The sequence below is a fragment of the Nocardiopsis trehalosi NBRC 14201 genome (assembly GCF_001552555.1).
Lineage (GTDB): Bacteria > Actinomycetota > Actinomycetes > Streptosporangiales > Streptosporangiaceae > Nocardiopsis_B > Nocardiopsis_B trehalosi.
Map to the genome: position 1 here is coordinate 16,432 of NZ_BCRK01000013.1, position 19,461 is coordinate 35,892.

The following is a 19,461-nucleotide window of genomic DNA, read 5'->3' on the forward strand; positions in this document are numbered from 1 at the left end:
GGCCATCCGCTCGGCGCCGGCGGCGGGCGCGCCGCGGGCCGGCGGGTGGGCCATTGCGCCCCGGGGGTCAGCCGTCGGTGCGGCGGTGGTGGAGTTCGGTTTGGGCGCGTTCGGCCTGGGGGACGCCGAGTTCGGCGAAGATCGTGGCCGCCGCGGTGAGGTGGGCGAGGGAGGTGGCCGGGTCGACGACCGCCTCGGGGAGCAGGGCGAGGCCCAGCAGGGCGCGGGCCTCGATGTAGCGTTCGCTGCGCTCGCGGGCGAGGGAGAGGCCGCGGCCGAAGGTGGCGGCCGCCTCGTCGTGGCGCCCGGCCGCCGCGTAGGTCTCGCCGAGGTCGGCCAGGATCTCGGCGTCGGCGCTGTGCTGCCGGGCGTCCTCGCCGAGCTGGAGGGCGTGCAGGTGCGCCTTGATGGCGCCCTCCAGGTCGCCCGACGCGCGCAGGGCGACCGCGAGCCCGTTGTGCGTGTAGATCTCGTTGGTGTGCGCGCCGACGACGCGCCCCATGTCCAGCGCCTCCTGCAGGTGGCGGAAGCCGGCGTCGAAGTCGCCGAGCTGGGCGTGCACCTCCCCGAGGATGCGCAGCGCCTGCGCGCGGACCTCGGTGTGGGTCTCGCCGACGTCGATGCGCAGCGCGGACTCGCTGAACTCGATGGCCTTCTCGTAATCGCCGAGTACCTGGTAGAGCAGGGCGACGTTGGTCCGCTGCATGGCCTCCAGCGCGGGGTCGGCCACGGAGATGGCGTGGTCGAGGACCTTCCAGAACGAGGTGATGGCGTCGTGGAAGCGCCCCATCCGCTCGTAGACCATGCCGAGGTTGCCGTAGACGCGCACCTGCCCGCGCCGGTCGTCGACCTCGGCGAGGAGGTCGCGGGCCTCGTTGAGCAGCTTGAGCGACATCTCGAACCGGCCCGCGAGGCAGTGCGCGATGCCGAGCCCGATGAGGGTGACCGCGCTGCCCCGCTCGTTGCCCTGGGCGCGGCTGACGGCGAGGGCCCGCTCGTGCGTGGACAGCAGGAGTTCGGTGCGGGCGCTGAGGGCGTAGAACCGCCAGAGGGAGTCGGCGAGCTGCCACGCCTCGTCGCCGGCGCCGACCGCGGCGTAGAGGTCGACGGTGGCCGCCAGGTTCTCCTGGTGGCGGTCGAACCAGGCGGCGGCCTCGACGCGGGTGGAGAAGTCGTTGCGGTAGCGGGAGGAGTCGGTGGACCCGACGACGTAGTCGTGCCCGCGCGGCCCCATCATGCGGGCGGCCCGCTGCGCCATGTCGAGGTAGTGGTCGGCCATGCGGCGGCGCGCGGTCTCGATCTCCGCGGGCGGGATGAGCTGGAGGGCCTTCTGCCGGGCGTAGGCGCCGATGAGGTCGTGGAACCGGTAGTGGTCGACGCCGGGCTCGTCGAGCAGGCAGACGCTGACCAGGTCCTGGAGGAGGTCGTCGGCCTCGGGCAGGTCGCAGCCGAGCAGGGCGGCGGCGCCGTGCAGGTCGGCGCTGCTGCCCACCATCATGCCGAGGAGCAGGAAGCCGCGCCGCAGTTCGTCGTAGAGGCTCTGGTACGACAGCTCGAAGACGGCCTCGACGCTCTGCCCGTCGACGCGGAGTTCGCGGAACCGCCGCTGGTGCTCGCCGAGCCGCTGGGCGACGTGCGCGAACGTCCACCGGGGGCGGCTGAGCATGCGCCCCACGACGATGCGCAGGGCGAGCGGCAGCCCGCCGCACAGCCGGACCACCTGGCGGGCCTGCTCGGGTTCGCGTTCGACGCGTTCGGCCCCCAGGACGGTGGTGAACAGCCGCAGGGAGGCCTCCTCGCCCAGCATGCCGAGGGAGATGTAGCGGGCCCCGCTGAGCCCGGGCAGGTCGTGCCGGGTGGTGACGAGGGTGAGCGATCCGGCGGCGGCCGACAGCAGCGGGCTGACCTGGGCGTGGTTGCGGGCGTTGTCGAGGACGACGAGGACCCGCTTGCCGGCGAGCATGGCGCGCCACAGGGCCGCCCGCTCCTCGACGGTCTCGGGGATGGCCTCGGGTTCGACGCCGATCGCGCGGAGCAGGGTGCCGAGGGCGGAGCGGGCGCTGACGGGCTCCTGGTCGACGGTGTACCCGTAGAGGTCGATGAACAGCTGCCCGTCGGGGTGGTGCTCGGCGAGGCGGTGGGCGGCGTGCACGGCGAGGGTGGTCTTGCCGGCGCCGCCGGGCCCGGTGATGACGTGGACCTCGGCGCGGTCCTGGTCGTCGCCGCCGGGGTCGCGCAGCAGCTGCCGCAGGGCCTCCTCGCGTCCGGTGAAATCGGGGATATCGCGCGGCAGGTCATTGCGCGGGACGATCTCGTCGGGCTTGACCGGGCTCTCCTGCGGCCCGGTCGGGAAATCGATTTGCGGCGAATTGATAGTGTTCACGGCCATATCGTCGATTCCACCGCCCGTATCCCGAAGGATGCGCTGGTGCAATTCCATGACGGCGGGGCTGGGGTCGACGCCCAATTCCTCGGCCAGATATGCGCGGGTGTCCTGGAACGCGGTCAGGGCGGCGGCGCGCTGCCCGCTGCGGTGCAGGGCCGCGATGAGCAGGTACTGGAGGCGCTCGCGCAGCGGGTCCTCGCGCAGCAGCGGGGTCAGCCGGGTGACGATCTCGGAGTACCGGTGCAGGGAGAAGGCGCACTCGGCCCAGCCGGTGACGGCCGCCCACCGCTCCTCGATGAGCGGCTGGCAGACGGCGTACCAGAGCTGGTCGGACCCGGTGCCGGAGAACGGCTTGCCGCGCCAGCACGCGAGGGCGCGCTCCCACAGCAGCACCCGCTCGGTCGGCTCGGCGGCGGTCTGGGCGCGGGAGACGAGTTCGCGGAACCGGTAGAGGTCGATGCGCTCGGGGGGTACGTTGGCGAGGTAGCCCCCGGCCGTGGTCTCGATGACGTCGGGGAACGCGCGCCGCAGGTGGGAGACCTGCACCTGGATGACCGACCGCGCCGTGCGCGGCGGATCGTCGTCCCAGAGGTAGTCGATCAGCCGATCGACCGTGACCTCCTTGCCCAGGTCCACGAGGAGCGCGCCGAGGACACACCGCTGCCGCGGACCGCCGACGGAGACGGGTTCGCCGTCCACCCAGGCTGTAATCGGACCTAGCACGCCAAATTCCACAAATGGCACTGTAGCAAGGCCATTTGCGGTCCATGAAGAGTATGCAATTCCAATGCCATCACGCCCGGTGCCTCCCCCTCGCGGGCACCGGGCGTGATGGCGGGTCTGCGCGTCGAGCGAATCAACTCACTCCTTGCGCTCCCGCGGGCGCTTCTCGGCGACCTCGATCTCCTCGCCGGGCTCCTCCGCAGCGGGGACCTCGGCGGGTTCGGCACCCGCCGCCGGGTCCTGGAACGGCGTCGCCTTGGCGGTGGCGCCCAGGCGCGCGACGATCTCGTCGAACTCGGTGTCCAGGTGCGGCGCGGCCACCAGCGTCATGTGCCCCATGTCGTCTCTTCTCCTCGGTCGTGCGTGCTCCTGGCCGCTACGGCCAGTCCAATTCCTCGTCGAACAGACCATCCTCGTCGTCCGCGGGTTCCATGTCCGCGCGCAGAGGTGCGTCGTCGGCGTCCATGGGGCTGGCCTTCGCGGTGGACGGGGCGAGGTCCCCCTTCGCCCCGTTCTCCGTCTCCGTGACGATCCGCAGGAACTCGGCGTCGACCCGGGAGGGCACGGTGAGCGTCATCATGCGAGGTCCCATCTGCGGGGGCGAACGGACGTAGGCGCTCATCAGGGTCCGCGGCGGGCATGCCGGGACCCTGAGGAACGCCAGACCGGTTCCGCAGGCCGTCCTCCTGCGGGTGCCGATCTCGCTGAACGACTCCGACCTTAGAAGCGCGGTCTTGCGCCCTGCTTTCACCGGACTTACGAAGGTTGTCCCCCTTGGGTGGCCCTCGTTAAGGCCCGGCGGCCGGCGCCCCGCGCGCGACGGCTTCCCCGCCTCGGCGGTTCCACACCCGCGCACACTGGCCTGATCAGGCCGCGAACACCGCGAAAGGGGTCATAGCAACTAGACTCCGTCCCCGTGGCACACCACGCACCGGCCGGAGACGAGGGTCCCGGGCAGTTCCTGCCCGAGAGCCGGCTGCTGCGTGCCGTCCTCGCCCTGGTGGCCTCCGCGGTGGCGGGCATGGTCGCGCTGCTGCTGTGGGTGACCGGCGGACTCGAATCCGCCGACGCCGCCGCCGACACCGCCCCGGGCACCCCGGTCACCAACGACATGTTCACCCTCACGGTGCGCGACGCCGCCATCACCACCGACCCCGAACTGGGCGGTTCCTCGCTGGTCGTCCGCGCCGACCTGCGGTCGCACGACACCCGCCCGTTCACCGGCGGCGACCTGGGCCGCATCATCGAACCCAAGCTCGACCCGCACCTCCTCGAACCGGGCCCGCTGTCCATCGCGTTCGAGCGCCACCCCGACGGCGTCGTCTACGACGTCCAGCCGGACATGGCCGAGGAGGTCACCCTGAGCTGGCCGCTGTCCAAGGTCGACCCCGAGGCCGAGAAGGACCCGGACGCCCCGGTGTTCGACCCCGACCAGCTGTTCGCCGAGCCCGAGGACCTGTCCGCGGAGATCGCGCGCGAGGAGTCCGTGACCCTCCGCGTCTTCGACGCCGAGTACGCCAGCGGGTTCACCGACCAGAGCGAGAGATGGGGCCCCGGCGGCACCACGCTCGCCGCGATCACCCTGCCCCTCGACAAGGGGGAGTGACGTGCGCGACCGCTCCGGCCCGCGCGGCGGCCGCCTGCTCACCGCCGCGCTCAGCGCCGTGCTGCTGGCCCTGATCATGGCCGCGCACGCGCTCATCCCCTCCCCCGCCGACACGGTCGGCCCGATCGCCTACGGGGGCGCCATCGGCGAGCCGGTCGACGCCGAGGTCTTCACGGTCGAGGTCGAGCGGATCGAGATCGCCCGCTCCGCCTACGACGGCGCCGGCGACGCCGGGGAGTTCGGCATCGAGGGCGAGCCCATCGAGGCCAACGGGGTGTGGCTGGTCGCCTGGCTCACCGTCGAGGCGCGGCGCGAGTCCCTGCCGAACGTGTCGGCCGAGCTCGACGCCGGGGGCGGCTACACCTACTCCAGCTCCATGTGGTTCATGAACACCCTGGAGTCCAACGGCGCACCGTTCGAACCCGCCCGCCCCGAGTACGGCGCCATCGTGTTCGAGGTGGCCGAGAACCGGCTGACCGACCCCACGCTCCAGGTGTCGCTGAACACCTCGCTCGACGCGCGGCTGTCCGCGCGGGCCGACATCGACCTGGGACTGCGCGGCACCGAGCTGGCCGCCCTGGTCGAGGACCCCGAGGACGAGGTCGCCATCCCACCGACCGAGATGCGCTAGGGGAGCGACGGACATGCATCCACACGATCCCCGCCGCCGTACCCCGCCGCCCGGACCGCCGCCGGGCGGTGGCCCGTACGGCCCCCAGGGCCGGCCGGCCCCGCCGCCGGGGTACGGTCCGCCGCGGCCGCCCTTCGGCGGGCCGCCGCACCCGGGCCCGCAGGGCCCCCCGATCCCGCCGCCCGGCGCGCCCCGCTCCCCGTACCGGCAGCCGCCGCCCGGCCCGAACCCGGGTCCGCCCGGCTTCGGCGCCCCCGCGGCCCCCTACGGCCCGCCGCCGGCACCGCCCGGCCCACCGCCCGGACCGCCCCCCGCCGAGCGGGGCGCCGGCCGTTCGCGGCGGCCGCGCCGCGCCCTCCCCCTGTGGAAGCGGCTCCACCTGCCCTACGTCGCCGCGCTGGCGGTGCTGGCCCCGCTGGCCCTGGGCGTCCCGTGGTACCTGGAGCGCCGGACCATGCTGGCCTCCGGCGCCATGCCGCCGGAGCCCACCCCCGTGTCGGGCGACACGGCCGAACTCGCGGGCAGCACCTGGGACTTCCGGGGCCCGGTGTTCGGCGAGAGCGGCGGCGAACCGGTGCCCGACGGCCTGGAACTGGTCGACGCGGTGTTCGTCGTCACCCCGGGGGACGACCGCGCGGTGGAGCTGCTGCAGGCGTCGTGCTCCTTCCGGGCGCTCGACGACGAGGGGCGGGCGTGGGACCCCACCTCGGAGTTCTCGGGCCGCACGCTGCCCGAGGACGTCGGCCAGTTCGGGTTCGGCTGCTTCGACGCCGAGGGCGAACCGCTGCCGGTCGACGAGAAGACCGGGATGGTGGTCACCTTCCTGGTGCCCGAGGACGTGGCGGGCGAGCTGCGGTTCGAGGTGCGGGCCAACACCGCCACCGGCGAGGAGCCCCGCCCCGCCGCGCTGCTGTTCGACCAGCCGGACTAGCCGGACTCGTCGGACTAGTCGGACTAGTCGGACCGCCCGGTCAGGCCGCGGCGCGGCTCGCGCGGCGGGCCCGCCGGCCGGTGCTGGTGTCGCCCACCCGGCGCAGCGCGACCTCGAACGTGGCGGCGAGCAGGCAGACCCGCAGCACCTCGTGCAGCGCCTCGACCGAGGTCTCCAGCGGGGTGAGCCACTGCCACCACCAGCCGAGGAAGTCGGCGGGGCCGACGACCAGGAACACGGCGCGGTGCAGCCAGCCGAACGCCAGTTCCAGCAGCACGTAGTACAGGCAGAACGACAGGTAGAACACCGGGCTGACGCTGAGGATGAACCGGAAGGCGTTGAGGAACGGCGTGTACTTCTCGCGCACCCCGCGTCCGGCGTAGCGGCCGATGCCGCTCACCAGCCCCGGCGCCCGGCCGACCCGGTCCTCCAGCCGCCCGGCGCGGGTGCCGGAGCGGAACATGCGGTCGTGGCCCTCGATCTCGGCGCCGAAGATGACCGCGGCGATGGTGAGCCACAGCAGCGGCTCGAACAGGCCCTCCTTGAGGTGGCCCCACGCCGTTCCGATGGCGGCCAGGACCGCGAGGTAGGCGGCCTCGACCGGCAGCGAGGTGAGGTCGCCGAGGACGCGCGTGAGGTCGGTGATCTCGTTCTGCAGGCCGACCCAGAACGTGCGCCCGGCGAGCCAGGTCTGGCCGTCGCTGAGGATCTGGGCGACCGAGAACACCGCGAAGAACATCCAGTTGGCCTCGAACACGGCGGTGAGCACGCCGAGGACCTTGTTCTCCTTGCGGACGTAGAAGTGCTCGCACACAGCCCGCAGCGCCCAGGAGCCGAGGGCGATGCCGAGCGGCAGGCCGAGGGCGTCGAGCCGGGTGGGCTCGGTGAGCCCTTCGAGGCCGCGCTCGTTGACGAGCGCGACGCTGTAGAGGCGGAACTCCTCGGCGAACAGCCCCCACGCGCTGTAGAAGATGAGGAACGGCAGGATGGCCATCGCGACGGCGTCGACGACGTGGTGCTCGCGCGCGCCCAGCGTGCGCCGCTCGGGCGGCACCGAGCCCACCAGTTCGGTGTCGACCGTGGGCAGGCCGGGGCGCAGCAGGTGGAACATGAGGATGGTCGCGATCAGCGTGACGAGCACCGAGACGCTCAACCCGAGGAGCGCGATGGTGGCGTCGCTCGCGGACACCAGGACCATGCCGCGGATGAGCAGGTCGTGCACGAGCGTTCCACCGAGGTAGACGCACAGCAGTGGCGCCCAGTACCGCCTCGCGAGGTCGAGGGTGTACAGGGGCAGTTTCGCGGCGGAGGTCGCCATCCTAGCCATCGTGCAGAGAATAGCCGGACCGGGTGGCCCACCGGTGCGCCGCGGGGCGGATCGCGGCCGGTCGTGGCCGTGTCCGGCCGCGGATCGGTGGAACCGTCCGCACGGGGCGCCCCGGCGGGCGGCGGCGGAGGCGGGCGGCCCCGGAGGGGCGGTCCGGAGTCGGCCGGTCCCGGCGAAGCCCGCACCGACCGGCGCGAGGTGCGGTAGGAACGGGGTTCGGGGCACGGCGCCCCCAGCGGAGACGGGGAGTACGGATGATCGCGGGTGACGGCGACGGGTGGGTGGTCCTGCCGGACGGGACCCGGCGGTGGGGCCGCCACGGCGCGGCGGGGCTGCTGCTGTACACGGGCGACGCGGCCGGAAGCGGCCACGTGCTGCTCCAGCACCGGGCGTGGTGGAGCCACCAGGGCGGGACCTGGGGGGTGCCGGGCGGCGCCCTCGACAGCGGGGAGACCCCCGAGGAGGCCGCGCTGCGTGAGTTCGGCGAGGAGGTGGCGGGCGAACTGGGCCGCGTGGCCTACAGCGGGGTGCACCGGCAGGAGCACGGGGTGTGGCGCTACGACACCGTGCTCGGCCGGCTCGCCGAACGCCGGCTGTTCACCCCCGGCAACAACGAGAGCAGCGCGATCCAGTGGGTGGCGTTCGACCGGGTGGAGCGGCTCCGGCTGCTGCCGGCGTTCCGCCGGGTCTGGCCGGAGCTGCGCGCCGCGCTCGGCCTGCGGGTGGAGCTGGAGGTGGAGGCGGCGGCGGTGCTCGACGGGTCGGCCGCCGACCCCGCCGCGGTGGCCGTGCTCCGCGACGACCTCGCCCGGCTGGCCGCGGCGGGGGTCGCCGCGGCGGAGCTGCCCGCCGGGGTGGCGCCGGTGGCGCTGCACCGGTGGTACCCCCGGGTGCGGCTGGTGGTGCCGGAGGCGGCCGCCGGGGTGGCGGCGGTGCCCGGCGTGGAGGTGGTGGCGGCGGGCGCCGCGGGCGACACCGGCAACGGCGCGGTGCCGACCGTGCGGGTGGCCGCCGGGGCGCGGGCGCGCGACGGCGCCCTGGTGGTGCCGCCGGGGTGGCTGCTGGGGCCGCGCGGGCTGCTGCGCGCCTGAGCCGGCGCGGGGCTCAGACCCGGAGCACCCCCTCGCTGACCGTGACGGCGGTGCCGCCGATGCGGACCCGGCCGGGGGTGCCGGCGGGGAGGTCGACGTCGACCAGGCCGCCTCTGGCCGAGCACTGGCGGGCCGTGAACGCGGTGCGGCCGAGGCGGTCGGCCCAGTAGGGCGCCAGAACGGTGTGGGCGCTGCCGGTGACCGGGTCCTCGGGGACGCCGACGTTGGGGGCGAAGAAGCGCGACACCACGGCGTAGGGGGCGCCGTCGTCGGCGCGCGCCGTGGCGATGACCCCGCGACCGGGCAGGGCGGCGAGCGCGGCGGGGTCGGGGGCGAGGTGGCGGACCGCGCGCTCGGAGTCGAGTTCGGCCAGGAGGTCGCCGGTGCCCGCGGTGCCGGCCCAGCGCGGGGCCGCGCCCAGAGCGGCGGCGAGCCCGGCCGGGGGGTCGGCGGCGACGGGCGGGTGCGCCGGGAAGTCCATCCACAGCCGGTGGTCGGCCGGGGTGACGGTGAGGACCCCGCTGCGGGTGGCGAACCGCAGGGGTCCGGCGGCGCCGTCCTCGGCGAGCGCGTGGGCGGTGGCGAGGGTGGCGTGGCCGCACAGGTCGACCTCGGTGGCGGGGGTGAACCAGCGGAGGCGGTAGTCGGCGTCGGGGCCGGGGTGGGGTTCGGCGAACGCGGTCTCGGAGAGCGCGAACTCGGCGGCGACGGCCTGCGCCCACGCGTCGTCGTAGCCGCCGTCGAGCACGAGGACGGCGGCGGGGTTGCCGGTGAAGGGACGGTCGGCGAAGGCGTCCACGACGCGGAAGCGGGTCATACGTCCACGCTAGCCACCTCCGGCCGGCGCCGCCGCCCCGGTTCGGTGGCCTGTGGAAAACCCCGACCGAACGGCGCGGGGCCGACGGCGTTCGCGGGGCGGTGCGCCCGCCGTGCGGCCGGACGCCCGCGCTAGACCCGGCCGGGCGCGTCCGCCCCCGGCGACCGCGCCCGCACGCGGACACGACCGCCCGGCCACGGAACCGGCGCCCGGACAGCGGCGGCGGGTGGGCGGCCGCCCATGGCCCGACGCGGCCAAAGGTGCGGTGCCCCTCGGCGACGCCGCCGGCTCCGGGCCCCGGGGTGGAACCGACCACGGCCGTGGGAGGCCGCCGTCCGCGAACACGGCCGTCCCCCTCCCGACCGGCGCCCGAGCGCGGACAGCCGGTGGAGCGGCGACCCCGGCGGCCCGGGGCGCCGGGTGGCGCGGGGCGGAGCGGTCGGGCGCCCGGTTCACCGGAGCGGGGCGGTCGGGAGTGGTGTGCGGCACGCGGTGGGGTGGGCGGGCACGGGGAGGCGGTGCCGTTCGTTGGATCGGGTGCGGTTCCCGGGTGGCGGCAGGTGCCGTGACCGCCCGTCAGGGGTAAGTCAGGGGTGTGCCCTGATGTGCCGGCGGCGCCCCGGAGGCATCCTGGGAGACGTCGGGCCCGTGCGCACCCGCGCGGCGGGTGCCGCTCACCGATCGAAGGAGCAGACATGACGCTGGAGCGCGGCAACGCATTCACTCCCGTCGCCTCGGCGACGATGATCTGGCCCTGGGGCACGGCGCTGGCGGCCGGAGCCGTCTCCGGCGTCGCGTCCTTCCTGCTGACCGGCCTCTCCCTGTCCAGCGGACTGACCACCGCCATCTTCTTCTTCGCGCTGGTCGGGGGCGGTGTGGCGCTGCTCGGTTCCAAGGGCGACCGCCGCGCCCGGCGCTACGCCGGCCAGTACCCGTGGCGCTTCGCCGCCGCCCCCGCGGCGGTCGGCGGCGCTGGCACGGCCGTGGTCACCTACGCCGGGATGCTGCTCGCCGGCGCCCCGATCGCCGGCCTGCTGGCCGCGGCGTGGGCCGGGCTGGGCACCGCGGCACTCATCTGGGTCATTCTCGGCATCATCGGCATGGTCGCCGGGAACAAGTCCGCCTAAGCTCGGTGTTCCACCGCACCATGGGCACTTTTTTCGGACGGGAACGACCACGCTTTCTATGACAACCGAAGCTCGTCGCAAGATGGTCGAGCGGGTCCGCGGGCTCCTCCGGATGGCGGAGGACCCCGCGGTCACCGACGCCGAGAGCCAGGCGTTCACCGCCAAGGCCGCCGAACTGATGACCCGGCACGCCATCGCCGAGGCCGAGGCGCGGGCGCAGCGGGGCGAGGCCGCCGAGTCCGTGACCCGGCTGGACTTCCCGGTCTCGGGGGTCGGCGGGCACGGGAAGGCGCGGGTCAAGGCGCTCGCGGGGATCGCGGCCGCCTACGGCTGCCAGTCGGCGGTGCGGGGCAACACCTCCGCCAACACCGAGCGCACCCTCATCATCGTCGGCACGGCGACGGCGCTCGACGCGCTGCGGGTGCTGCTGCCGTCGATCACCATGCAGATGGAGGCGTCCGCGCGGTTCACCGCGCGCGAGCACGTCGCCAACCTGCGCGAGCTGCGCAACTACGACCGTTCGGCGCTGGCCACCGAGCGCAGCCGCTTCTACCGGTCGTTCATCCGCGCCTACGGGTACGCGGTGGCCGAGCGCATCCGCGAGTTCCGCGCCCGGCTGAGCGCCGATCCGGAGCCGGGTGGCGCCGGCGAGTCGTCCGGCGGTGAGGCGCCGCGCGGCGCCGAGGTCGTGCTGCGCACCGACGTCGACCGCGTGCAGGAGGAGTTCCAGAAGCGGTTCCCGCAGCTGCGCCCCACGCGCCCCGAACGCACCCACCACCGGGCCGGGTACCGGGCGGGGTACCTGCGGGGGCGCCGGGCCGAACTGGGCATGGAGACCGCCGTGGGCGGCGGCGGCACCTCGTCCCTGCCCGACGCGGAATAGCCGGGCCGCGCCCCGGCTTTCCCGTCCACATTTCCCCAACTTCGTCCCCTGCCTCCTGTGGATAATCTGTGGATAAGTTGGGGATAAGCGGCGGAAAAGCGGGAGCGGCCAGAACAGCCTGTGGATAAACCACGTTTTCGCGCTTCTTTCCCCCGTCGGCCCGGCCGTCGCGGCCCCCTCTGCGGCCGCCAGCGGATTCTTCGGGATGAACCGGGCAGACCATCCGGCGGGTGACGGCCGGACGAACATTCGGCCCCTCCCGGAGGACGGTTCGGCCCGCCCCGGATTCCGTTCTCCCCGCGTGCGGATATCCCACTTCCCGGCAATTCGAGGTGACGTGGATCACTCGACGGGGAAAGCTGGGGGGAGGACCGCCGACGAGGAAGCCAGCACAGATGATCTCAGCCACGCTGCTGCGGCCGTTCCACGGCCACCGCACCGCCCTGCTCACCACGTACCGACGCGACGGCCTGACCTGCGTGAACACCCCGGTGAACATCGTCATCGACGGCGGCCGGGTACTGTTCGGCGTCTGGGCGGATTCCGGCGAGGCCGACCGCCTCCGCCACCACCCGCAGGCCGACCTGCGGCCGTGCACCTTCCGCGGCGAGCCGGTGGGTCGGCCCATCCGCGGCGAGGTCCGGCTGCTCGACGGCGCCGACGAGCAGCACGCGGCGCGGCTGCTCCTGGTGCGCCACCCGTTCCGCCGCTGGGCCGTCCCGTTCTCGCAGCGCCTGCTGCGCCAGCGGACCCTGCACTACGCGCTCGTACCCGCCGACGGCAGCGCCGACGTCGAGAACATGGAGGGCTGCCCCGACTGACCGCCGCCCGGGGCGCGCGGGAGGGCCGACCCGCCCGTTCGCCTCGGCCGGCGTGTCCCCGCCCCGCGCGGGCCGGCCGCCGGGACGGGGGTGCGCGGGGCGGAACAGGACGCCTGCGGCCTAGGACACCCGCAGCGGCATGACGAGGTAGCGGAAGTCGGGTTCGGCGCCGTCGTCCTCGGGGTCGTCGGTGATCACGACGGGCTTGGTGGGCTGGGTGAACCGCAGATGGGCCGTTGCGGTGGGGACCGCACCCAGCCCGTCGAGCAGGTACTCGTGGCTGAACGCCACGCGCATGGGCTCGCCCTCGTAGTGGGCCTCCAGCGCCTCGACGGCCTGGGCGTCGTCGCCCGATCCGGCCTCCAGCAGCACCTGCCCGGCGGTGAAGGAGAGCCGCACCGGGGTGGAGCGGTCGGCCACGAGCGCCACGCGCTTGACCGCTTCGAGCAGCGGCGCGGTGGCGACCCGGGCGCGGGCCGCGGCCTCGGCGGGGAAGCGGGACGCGTAGGTGACGAAGTCGCTGTCGATGAGCCGGGTGGTGGTGCGCCGCCCGTTGTTGTCGAAGCCGATCATGCCCTCGCCCTGGGCCGTGCCGTCCGCCGCGGCCGCCGACAGGGCGATGTCGACGTTGCCGCCGGGCACCAGCGACCGCGCGAGGTCGTGCAGCGTGCGGGCGGGCACCAGCGCCTCGGCGGTGAGGTCGGGCGTCTCGGGGCGCCACCACAGGCGGCGGACGGCGATCCGGTAGCGGTCGGTGGCGGCCAGGGTGAGGGTGTCGCCGTCGAACACGAGGTCGACGCCGGTGAGCATGGGCAGGGTGTCGTCGCGGCTGGCCGCGGGGACCACCTGGCGCACCGCGGCGGCGAAGGCGTCGGCGGGCAGCCCGCCGGAGGTGCGCGGCATGGCGGGCAGCGCGGGGTAGTCCTCGATCGGCAGGGTCAGCAGGGTGAACCGGGCGCTGCCGCAGGTGACGAGCACGCGGGCGCCGTCGACCGCGACGTCAACGGGTGCGGGCGGCAGGTTGCGGGCGATCTCGGCGAGCAGCCGGCCCGACACCAGGACGGCGCCGGGCTCCTGGGTGTCGACGTCGACCTGGGCCCGCGCGGAGACCTCGTAGTCGAAGCTCGACAGGCGCAGCGGGGCGTCGCCGCCGGGCAGCTCCAGCCGCATGCCCGCCAGCACCGGGACCGCCGGACGCGCGGGCAGCGCACGGGCGGTCCAGGCCACGGCCTCGGCGAACGCGTCGCGGTCGACTCGGAATCTCACGGCGCCTCCAGGTGAATCGCGTCCGGACCGCACACGCCGGACTGCCCGTCACCGTACCCAGCGCGGACGACATTCCCGCGGACCGGCGCGGAGCGGGCGACCGGCCCCCGGCGGGTCAGCCGCGCTGGGGCTTCAGGGTCCAGGTGACGGTCATGGCGCCGGTGGGGGTGCCGTCGGTGGTGCGCAGCTCGATCGCGACGGGGAACTCGGGCCGCTTCCCGGCGTCGAGGTCGGCGAGCACCTCGGAGCGGGGGCGGCCGAGGCGCGCCTCGGCGAGGACGTCGCCCATGGCGAGCTTGCGGTAGTGGATCTCGGCGCGCACGGCGAGGGGGACGGCGCGGTCGAGGACGTCGCCGAAGGAGGCGAGGACGATGGCGCCGGACGCCGACTCGGCGAGGGTGAACATGGCCCCGGCGTGCGGGCCGCCGACGTGGTTCTGGTGCTCGGGGACGTCGGGCAGGCGCAGGACGGCGCGGTCGTGTTCGAGTTCGACGAACTCCACGCCGAGCGTCCGAGCGAACGGGATCGCGGCGAGGAAGCCGGCCTTGACCATTTCCGCCGTTTCGGCGTTCATCGTTGCCATGCCGGATATGTTACTTGCGGGTAATGCCGCGTGGCCAGCCCCGCGCCTCCCCGGTGCGCGGCCGGGTCCGGTCTATGCTGACGTGGCGCCCGTCGGCCCGGGGGACGGCCGGGGCGCGCGGGCGCGACGACATGACCCTGGCGGCGGAGCAGACACCCGGCTACCTCACTCCGGTGGTGGTCCTGCTGTGCGCGGCGGCGGTGATCGGCTACCTCAGCACGCGGCTGCGGGTGGTGCCCATCGTCGGCTTCCTGCTCGCCGGGGTGGCGATCGGCCCGCACCAGCTGGGCCTGGTCGGCACCACCGACGCCGTCGAGGCCGCCGCCGACATCGGGGTCATCCTCCTCCTCTTCACCATCGGCATCGAATTCAGCCTGGAGCGGCTGGCCGCCATCCGCACCGCCGTGGTCGTCGGCGGGGGGCTCCAGGTGGTCCTGGCCACGGCCGCCACCGCGGGCCTGGTCGCGGCGTTCGGCGCCGACTGGCGGACCGCCGTGTTCACCGGCTTCCTGGTGGCGCTGTCGTCGACGGCGATCGTGCTCAAGGTGCTCGACGCCTCCGGCCGCACCACCTCCGTGCTGGGCCGCTCCGCGCTGGCGACGCTCGTCTTCCAGGACCTCGCCGTGGTGCTCATGGTGCTGCTCGTCCCCGTTCTGGGCGGCTCCGGGGAGACCCCCGGGCACATCGCCCGCGCGCTCGGCACAGCGGCGGCCGTCCTCGTCCTCGTCCTGGTGGTGGCGCGGCGGGTCATGCCCCCGCTGCTGGAGCGGGTGGCCCGCACCTGCTCGCCAGAGGTGTTCCTGCTGACGGTGGTCGCCATCGGCATGGGCACCGCCTACCTCACCTCGCTGGCCGGGGTCAGCGTGGCGCTCGGCGCGTTCCTCGCCGGGCTGGTCGTCAGCGAGTCGCGGCACAGCTCGCACGCCCTCGGCGAGGTGCTGCCGCTGCAGATCCTGTTCAGCGCGACGTTCTTCGTCTCCATCGGCATGCTGCTCGACCTGCGGGCCCTGGCCCGGCTGTGGTGGCTGGTGCTCCTCCTCGCCCTGGCCGTGGTCGCCGTCAAGGCCGTGACCGGCGCCGCCGCGCTGGCCGCGCTGCGGGTGGGCCTGCCCACGGCCGCCGCCGGCGGACTGCTCCTCGCGCAGATCGGCGAGTTCTCCTTCGTGCTGCAGCGCTCGGGCGCCGAACTCGGGCTGCGCCCCGCCGGGCTGGGGGCCGACGGCGAGCAGGTGCTGATCGCCGTCACCGTCCTGCTGATGACCGCCACCCCGGCCCTCGCCGCGCTCGGCGACCGCGTCGCCCGGTGGGCCGGCACGCCGCGCGCGGGGCACCGCACGCCGTCGGCCGCCGCCACCCCCGACGGCGCCGCTCCGACGGCCGGGGGCGGGCCCGTCCTGGTCTCCGGGTGGGGGCCGGTGGCCGCGGGGCTCGCCGAGGAGCTGCGCGGACGCGGGGTGCCGGTCACCGTCACCACGCTCGGCCCCGACCTCGGTGCCGAGGCCGAGGCCGCCGGGCACACCGTCGTCCGCGGCGACCCCCTGCACGGCAACATCCTGGCCGAGGCCGGTCTGCACGGCGCCCGCGCCGTCGTCGTCTGCGAGAACACCGACGAGGAGACCGCGCGCATCGCCGCCGTCGTGGCCCGTCTGGCGCCCGGGGTACCCATCGTCGCCCGGCCCGTGGACGCCGCCGACCCCGCGCGGCTCGCGGCGGCGGGCGCCGACCGGGTCGTGGACACCCCGGGCACCGTCGTCCGCGCGCTGACCGCCGCCGTCCTGGACCGGATCGGCGTCGCCCCGGTCGCCCCCGACGACCACCCCGACCCGGCCGCCGTGGTCGCGTTCGCGCCCGAACCGGCCGACGCCTGCCCGCACACCGGGGCCATCCGGCCCGTGCTGCCCAGCGGCCCCGGTTGCGCCGACTGCATGCGCCGCGGCGAGCGGGAGTGGGTCCACCTGCTCACCTGCCTGACCTGCGGGCACGTCGGCTGCTGCGACTCCTCCCCGCAGCGCCACGCCGACGCGCACGCCCGCGCCGCCGACCACCCCGTCGCCGCCTCCGCCGAACCCGGCGACACCTGGGCCTGGTGCTACATCGACGCCCGGGAACTGCGCCCCCGCTGACCCGTCGGGCGCCCGGGCCTATCCGGGCCGGGTGATGTCGACCATCCAGGTGACCCCGAACCGGTCGACGAGCGAGCCGGCCTCGCCGCCTCAGGACTGCTTCTCCAGGGGCAGCGTGATGGTGCCGCCGACGGACAGCCTCGCGAAGTGGTCGCGGAGTCCGGCGTCGTCGCCGGAGAGGAAGACCGCGGCGCTGTTGCCCCAGGTGTAGGGCATCCCCTCCCTCAACGGGCACCGCCAGCCGTCCGGGTCCCGACCGCGACCCGGGCCAGGACAGGCGGGACGGGGCGGGAAACCCGGGTGGCGCGTGCGGTCCGCCGTCCACGAGCGGCGCCTCAGGCGGGTGGGGCCCCCGCTGCGGCGGTGGTGGCGTGGGTGCCGAGTTCGCGGAGGCGGGCCACCAGTTCCGGCGGGGCCTCCTCGATCTCGAAGGGCACCCCGATGTAGAGGACCGACAGCGCCAGCCAGTCCACCGTCTCAGCGCCGAACCGGAGCACGCAGGCGCCGTCGCCGACCGGCTCCAGGACGCCGCCGGTGGGCAACCGGTCGGCCACCGCCTCGGCCGGGGCGCGCAGCACCACGCGGGCCGTGTAGGGGAACGCGATGGCGTCCATGGCCGCCGCGACGTAGGCGGCGAGGTCGGCGTGCGGCGGTTCGCGCGGGGTGAACCGCGCCGTGCGCGCGGGGACGCCGCCCATGCGGTCGACCCGGAACGTGCGCCAGTCGGCGCGGTCGGTGTCCCAGGCGACGAGGTACCAGTACCGGTCGGTGCAGACCAGGCCGTAGGGCTCGACCTCGCGCCGGCTCCGCTCACCCCGGCGCGCCAGGTAGTCGAACCGGAGGCGGTAGTGGTCGCGGCGGGCGGACGCCACGGTGGTGAGCAGCTCCGGGTCGACCGCCACGGGCGTGCCGGCGAGCGGCACCACCGCCGCGTGCAGCGCGCCCACCCGGACGCGCAGCCGCGCGGGCAGCACCTGCTCCAGTTTGGCGAGGGCGCGGCGGGAGGTCTCCTCGATGCCCGCGACAGTCCCCCGGGCGGCGGTGCGCAGGCCGACCGCCACCGCCACCGCCTCGTCGTCGTCCAGCAGCAGCGGGGGCATGGCGGCGCCCGCGCGCAGCCGGTAGCCCCCGGCGGTGCCCGTGGTGCCGTCGACGGGGTAGCCGAGTTCGCGCAGGCGCTCGACGTCGCGGCGCAGGGTGCGCGGGCTCACCCCGAGCCGGTCGGCCAGCTCCGCGCCGGGCCAGTCGCGCCGGCCCTGCATCAGGGAGAGCAGGCGCAGCAGTCGTCCGGACACCCCACTCATGCCCCCAGCATGCCACCGGCGGCCCCCGGCTCCGGGCCGCGCACGGCCGCATCCGGCCGTTCGCGCAGGTTGAGGAACGGAACCGGTGCGCATGGCGTCCCAATCTGCGAAGGTCGGTCGTACCGCCCGATCGTGAGGAGGACGTGTGAACAGGACGCTCACGTACACGGTCTGGCTCGCCGCCGGGTTGCTGGTCGGCTTCCTGCTGGGCACGCTCATGGAGAACCTCATCGCGGGCATGATCATCGGCGTCGGGTTCGGCGTCGCGTTCAGCGCCGGTTTCGGCGACCTCAAGCGCCCCTGACCCGCCGCCGGCCGTCCCGCGCCGAGGTGCGCCGCCGTCCGCCCACTGGGTAGGATCGGCGGCGGTACGCCGTACCGCACGGGAGGGTTCGCATAGCGGCCGAGTGCGGCGCTCTTGAAAAGCGCTAGGCCCTTGACGGGGTCTCGTGGGTTCAAATCCCACACCCTCCGCCACCACCCGCAGAACGCGCCGGTCAGCGCGTCACGGGACCTTCAGGAAGGCTGGCCGTCCGCCGCCCGGTGCACATCCGGTGCACACGGCTTCGGACGGCCGGCCTTCCTCATCGCTCGGCCACCGTGGCGTCGATGTCGTCATCGCCTCGCGTTGGGACGGCCCGCGCCGCTTGCGGTACTTGGCGGTCTCGCGCCCGGGTGCGCGCTGGTAGTCCTCGCTCATCCGGACACGCCCTTGCCGTCCTGGAGGGCCAGGAAGTCGACGTCGAAGGTGTCGAGGTAGGCGCCGCGCGCCTCCAGGAACCGCTTCACGTGCGGCTGCTCCTCATGGGCGTCGAAGGCGGCCCGGTCGCGGTACAGCTCGTAGAAGACGCGCTCCAGCGGCTTGCCGTCGACCTGGTGCACGGCGTAGACGAGCGTGCCCGGCTCGTTCTCGCGGATGCGCGGAAGCGTCTCCGCCACCAGGCCGTCGAAGCCGGCGGCGCTCTCCGCATCCTTCAGCGTGAATCGCACGACCAGTCCGAACATGGGGACTCCCTCAGCTCGCATAGACAGCAGCGGTACCGATCGTGTGCCAGGCGTAGGCCTCGGTACCAGGTTCCTCATGTACGGCAGCCGCACCGGAACCACTCGATGTGCGGCTCAGTGTCTCCTGGGTCTGCCTGACCCGTGAGGTGCAACCGCCATGGTCCGCATCAGCGAACAGGACCGCCCCTCCGCCTCGTACTGCCGCTGGTTCCCCGGCCACCCCTCACCGGTGGCCGCCGCCCGGGGGTCGGTGATCACCGGGCGGCGCCATTGCCGTCCCCGTACCGGCGACGCGTGCCTTCTCGTGAGCGAGCCGGCCACCAATGCCAGTCCGAATGCGGTCGCCGTGGGGTCACTCGGCCGGGACGGGTGCGGGTGGGCGGGGGGCGGCGGGCAGGCCAATCACGTTGACGGCGGACCGGCACCGCAGGGCGGACGGCGCGTCGTCCGGGACCTCGCCCCGGGTGATCGCCCGGCACAGCACGGCCACCTTGGTGTTGGTGTCGTTGGAGACGCGCACCAGGCGGGTCCACGCGGTGTCGGCGTCGCAGCGGTGCAGCATCATGAGCATGCCCACGACCCGGTCGATGTCGGCGCGCGAGGTCAGGGCCGAACTCAGGTGGGTGACCTGGCGGCGCAGGGCGGCGTTCTCGCGCCGCAGGTCCTCGACGTCGAGGTCGAGGTCGAGGGCGACGTCGGGGCCGGGCGCCGCGAGGGCGACCAGGCGCGGTGGGTCGGTGTCCGCGCCGGGGGCGGCGCCGCCGGGGTCGTACGGCATGGGCTCCTCGATCAGCGGTTCGAGCGGTGTCGACCCGGTCGGTCTACCCCGGGAGCGGG

20 protein-coding genes and 1 tRNA gene are annotated in these 19,461 nt (G+C 74.6%); 10 read left to right on the top strand and 11 right to left on the bottom strand.

The genetic code is table 11. The features are described 5' to 3' along the window. Window positions 1-67 precede the first annotated feature (67 nt). The 3 genes from NT8_RS04125 to NT8_RS29130 all read right to left on the bottom strand — a co-directional run bounded on the left by NT8_RS04125 (window position 68) and on the right by NT8_RS29130 (window position 3,701). Entirely contained in the window at window positions 68-3,085 is a 3,018-nt protein-coding gene (locus tag NT8_RS04125; RefSeq protein WP_067964416.1) for an AfsR/SARP family transcriptional regulator, read from the bottom strand. A gap of 162 nt (window positions 3,086-3,247) precedes the next feature. Further along, a complete protein-coding gene (locus tag NT8_RS04130; protein WP_067964418.1) occupies window positions 3,248-3,448 on the bottom strand; it encodes a hypothetical protein in 201 nt (66 codons plus the stop codon). Window positions 3,449-3,485: 37 nt separating this feature from the next. Next, window positions 3,486-3,701: a hypothetical protein gene (locus NT8_RS29130; RefSeq protein WP_217999059.1), complete on the bottom strand. Its 216-nt coding sequence runs from the start codon at window positions 3,699-3,701 to the stop codon at window positions 3,486-3,488. 324 nt (window positions 3,702-4,025) lie between these two features. Between NT8_RS29130 and NT8_RS04140 the strand changes: the two genes are divergently transcribed. The 3 genes from NT8_RS04140 to NT8_RS04150 all read left to right on the top strand — a co-directional run bounded on the left by NT8_RS04140 (window position 4,026) and on the right by NT8_RS04150 (window position 6,277). Continuing rightward, a complete protein-coding gene (locus NT8_RS04140; protein ID WP_067964421.1) occupies window positions 4,026-4,715 on the top strand; it encodes a hypothetical protein in 690 nt (229 codons plus the stop codon). A gap of 1 nt (window position 4,716) precedes the next feature. Further along, a complete protein-coding gene (locus tag NT8_RS04145; protein WP_067964424.1) occupies window positions 4,717-5,346 on the top strand; it encodes a hypothetical protein in 630 nt (209 codons plus the stop codon). A 403-nt stretch (window positions 5,347-5,749) separates the two neighbouring features. Beyond that, window positions 5,750-6,277, top strand: coding sequence for a hypothetical protein (locus NT8_RS04150; RefSeq protein WP_245646026.1), 528 nt, complete (start codon window positions 5,750-5,752; stop codon window positions 6,275-6,277). 40 nt (window positions 6,278-6,317) lie between these two features. Here the strand turns inward: NT8_RS04150 and NT8_RS04155 are convergent, their stop codons facing one another. Next, window positions 6,318-7,595: a hypothetical protein gene (locus NT8_RS04155; protein ID WP_245646027.1), complete on the bottom strand. Its 1,278-nt coding sequence runs from the start codon at window positions 7,593-7,595 to the stop codon at window positions 6,318-6,320. A 263-nt stretch (window positions 7,596-7,858) separates the two neighbouring features. Here NT8_RS04155 and NT8_RS31190 point away from each other — a divergent pair, with 263 nt between their 5' ends. Then, window positions 7,859-8,695: an NUDIX hydrolase gene (locus tag NT8_RS31190; RefSeq protein WP_067964428.1), complete on the top strand. Its 837-nt coding sequence runs from the start codon at window positions 7,859-7,861 to the stop codon at window positions 8,693-8,695. A gap of 13 nt (window positions 8,696-8,708) precedes the next feature. Here NT8_RS31190 and NT8_RS04165 read toward each other — a convergent pair whose 3' ends face one another. Beyond that, window positions 8,709-9,512 (bottom strand): PhzF family phenazine biosynthesis protein, encoded by an 804-nt coding sequence (locus NT8_RS04165; protein ID WP_067964430.1) that lies wholly within the window; start codon window positions 9,510-9,512, stop codon window positions 8,709-8,711. A 695-nt stretch (window positions 9,513-10,207) separates the two neighbouring features. On the opposite strand from NT8_RS04165, the gene NT8_RS04170 reads away from it, so the two are divergent. The 3 genes from NT8_RS04170 (at window position 10,208) to NT8_RS04180 (ending at window position 12,343) form a co-directional block, all read left to right on the top strand. Further along, entirely contained in the window at window positions 10,208-10,639 is a 432-nt protein-coding gene (locus NT8_RS04170; protein ID WP_067964433.1) for a hypothetical protein, read from the top strand. Between the two features lie 58 nt (window positions 10,640-10,697). Then, window positions 10,698-11,522, top strand: a complete 825-nt coding sequence (locus tag NT8_RS04175; protein WP_067964435.1) for a DUF2786 domain-containing protein — start codon at window positions 10,698-10,700, stop codon at window positions 11,520-11,522. Between the two features lie 395 nt (window positions 11,523-11,917). After that, window positions 11,918-12,343: a PPOX class F420-dependent oxidoreductase gene (locus tag NT8_RS04180; RefSeq protein ID WP_067964437.1), complete on the top strand. Its 426-nt coding sequence runs from the start codon at window positions 11,918-11,920 to the stop codon at window positions 12,341-12,343. A gap of 120 nt (window positions 12,344-12,463) precedes the next feature. Here the strand turns inward: NT8_RS04180 and dnaN are convergent, their stop codons facing one another. Both dnaN and NT8_RS04190 read right to left on the bottom strand, forming a co-directional pair. After that, window positions 12,464-13,609 (bottom strand): DNA polymerase III subunit beta, encoded by a 1,146-nt coding sequence (gene dnaN / locus NT8_RS04185; RefSeq protein WP_067964439.1) that lies wholly within the window; start codon window positions 13,607-13,609, stop codon window positions 12,464-12,466. Window positions 13,610-13,724: 115 nt separating this feature from the next. Continuing rightward, window positions 13,725-14,192: a DUF4442 domain-containing protein gene (locus NT8_RS04190; protein WP_067964441.1), complete on the bottom strand. Its 468-nt coding sequence runs from the start codon at window positions 14,190-14,192 to the stop codon at window positions 13,725-13,727. A gap of 74 nt (window positions 14,193-14,266) precedes the next feature. On the opposite strand from NT8_RS04190, the gene NT8_RS04195 reads away from it, so the two are divergent. Continuing rightward, a complete protein-coding gene (locus NT8_RS04195) occupies window positions 14,267-16,315 on the top strand; it encodes a cation:proton antiporter domain-containing protein (protein WP_245646028.1) in 2,049 nt (682 codons plus the stop codon). A 90-nt stretch (window positions 16,316-16,405) separates the two neighbouring features. On the opposite strand, the gene NT8_RS31195 is transcribed toward NT8_RS04195, so the two are convergent. Then, window positions 16,406-16,531, bottom strand: coding sequence for a VOC family protein (locus NT8_RS31195; RefSeq protein WP_281203377.1), 126 nt, complete (start codon window positions 16,529-16,531; stop codon window positions 16,406-16,408). A gap of 119 nt (window positions 16,532-16,650) precedes the next feature. After that, complete coding sequence (locus NT8_RS04200) at window positions 16,651-17,619, bottom strand: helix-turn-helix transcriptional regulator (protein ID WP_067964443.1); 969 nt, start codon at window positions 17,617-17,619, stop codon at window positions 16,651-16,653. 145 nt (window positions 17,620-17,764) lie between these two features. Here NT8_RS04200 and NT8_RS29135 point away from each other — a divergent pair, with 145 nt between their 5' ends. Next, the gene (locus NT8_RS29135) at window positions 17,765-17,923 is read left to right on the top strand and encodes a hypothetical protein (RefSeq protein ID WP_157515513.1); all 159 of its coding nucleotides are present in this window, start codon (window positions 17,765-17,767) and stop codon (window positions 17,921-17,923) included. An 81-nt stretch (window positions 17,924-18,004) separates the two neighbouring features. Beyond that, a tRNA-Ser gene (locus NT8_RS04205) sits at window positions 18,005-18,096 on the top strand. A gap of 219 nt (window positions 18,097-18,315) precedes the next feature. On the opposite strand, the gene NT8_RS04210 is transcribed toward NT8_RS04205, so the two are convergent. Then, complete coding sequence (locus tag NT8_RS04210) at window positions 18,316-18,624, bottom strand: putative quinol monooxygenase (RefSeq protein WP_067964445.1); 309 nt, start codon at window positions 18,622-18,624, stop codon at window positions 18,316-18,318. A gap of 352 nt (window positions 18,625-18,976) precedes the next feature. Beyond that, window positions 18,977-19,402 (bottom strand): ANTAR domain-containing protein, encoded by a 426-nt coding sequence (locus NT8_RS04215; protein WP_067964447.1) that lies wholly within the window; start codon window positions 19,400-19,402, stop codon window positions 18,977-18,979. Window positions 19,403-19,461 lie beyond the last annotated feature (59 nt).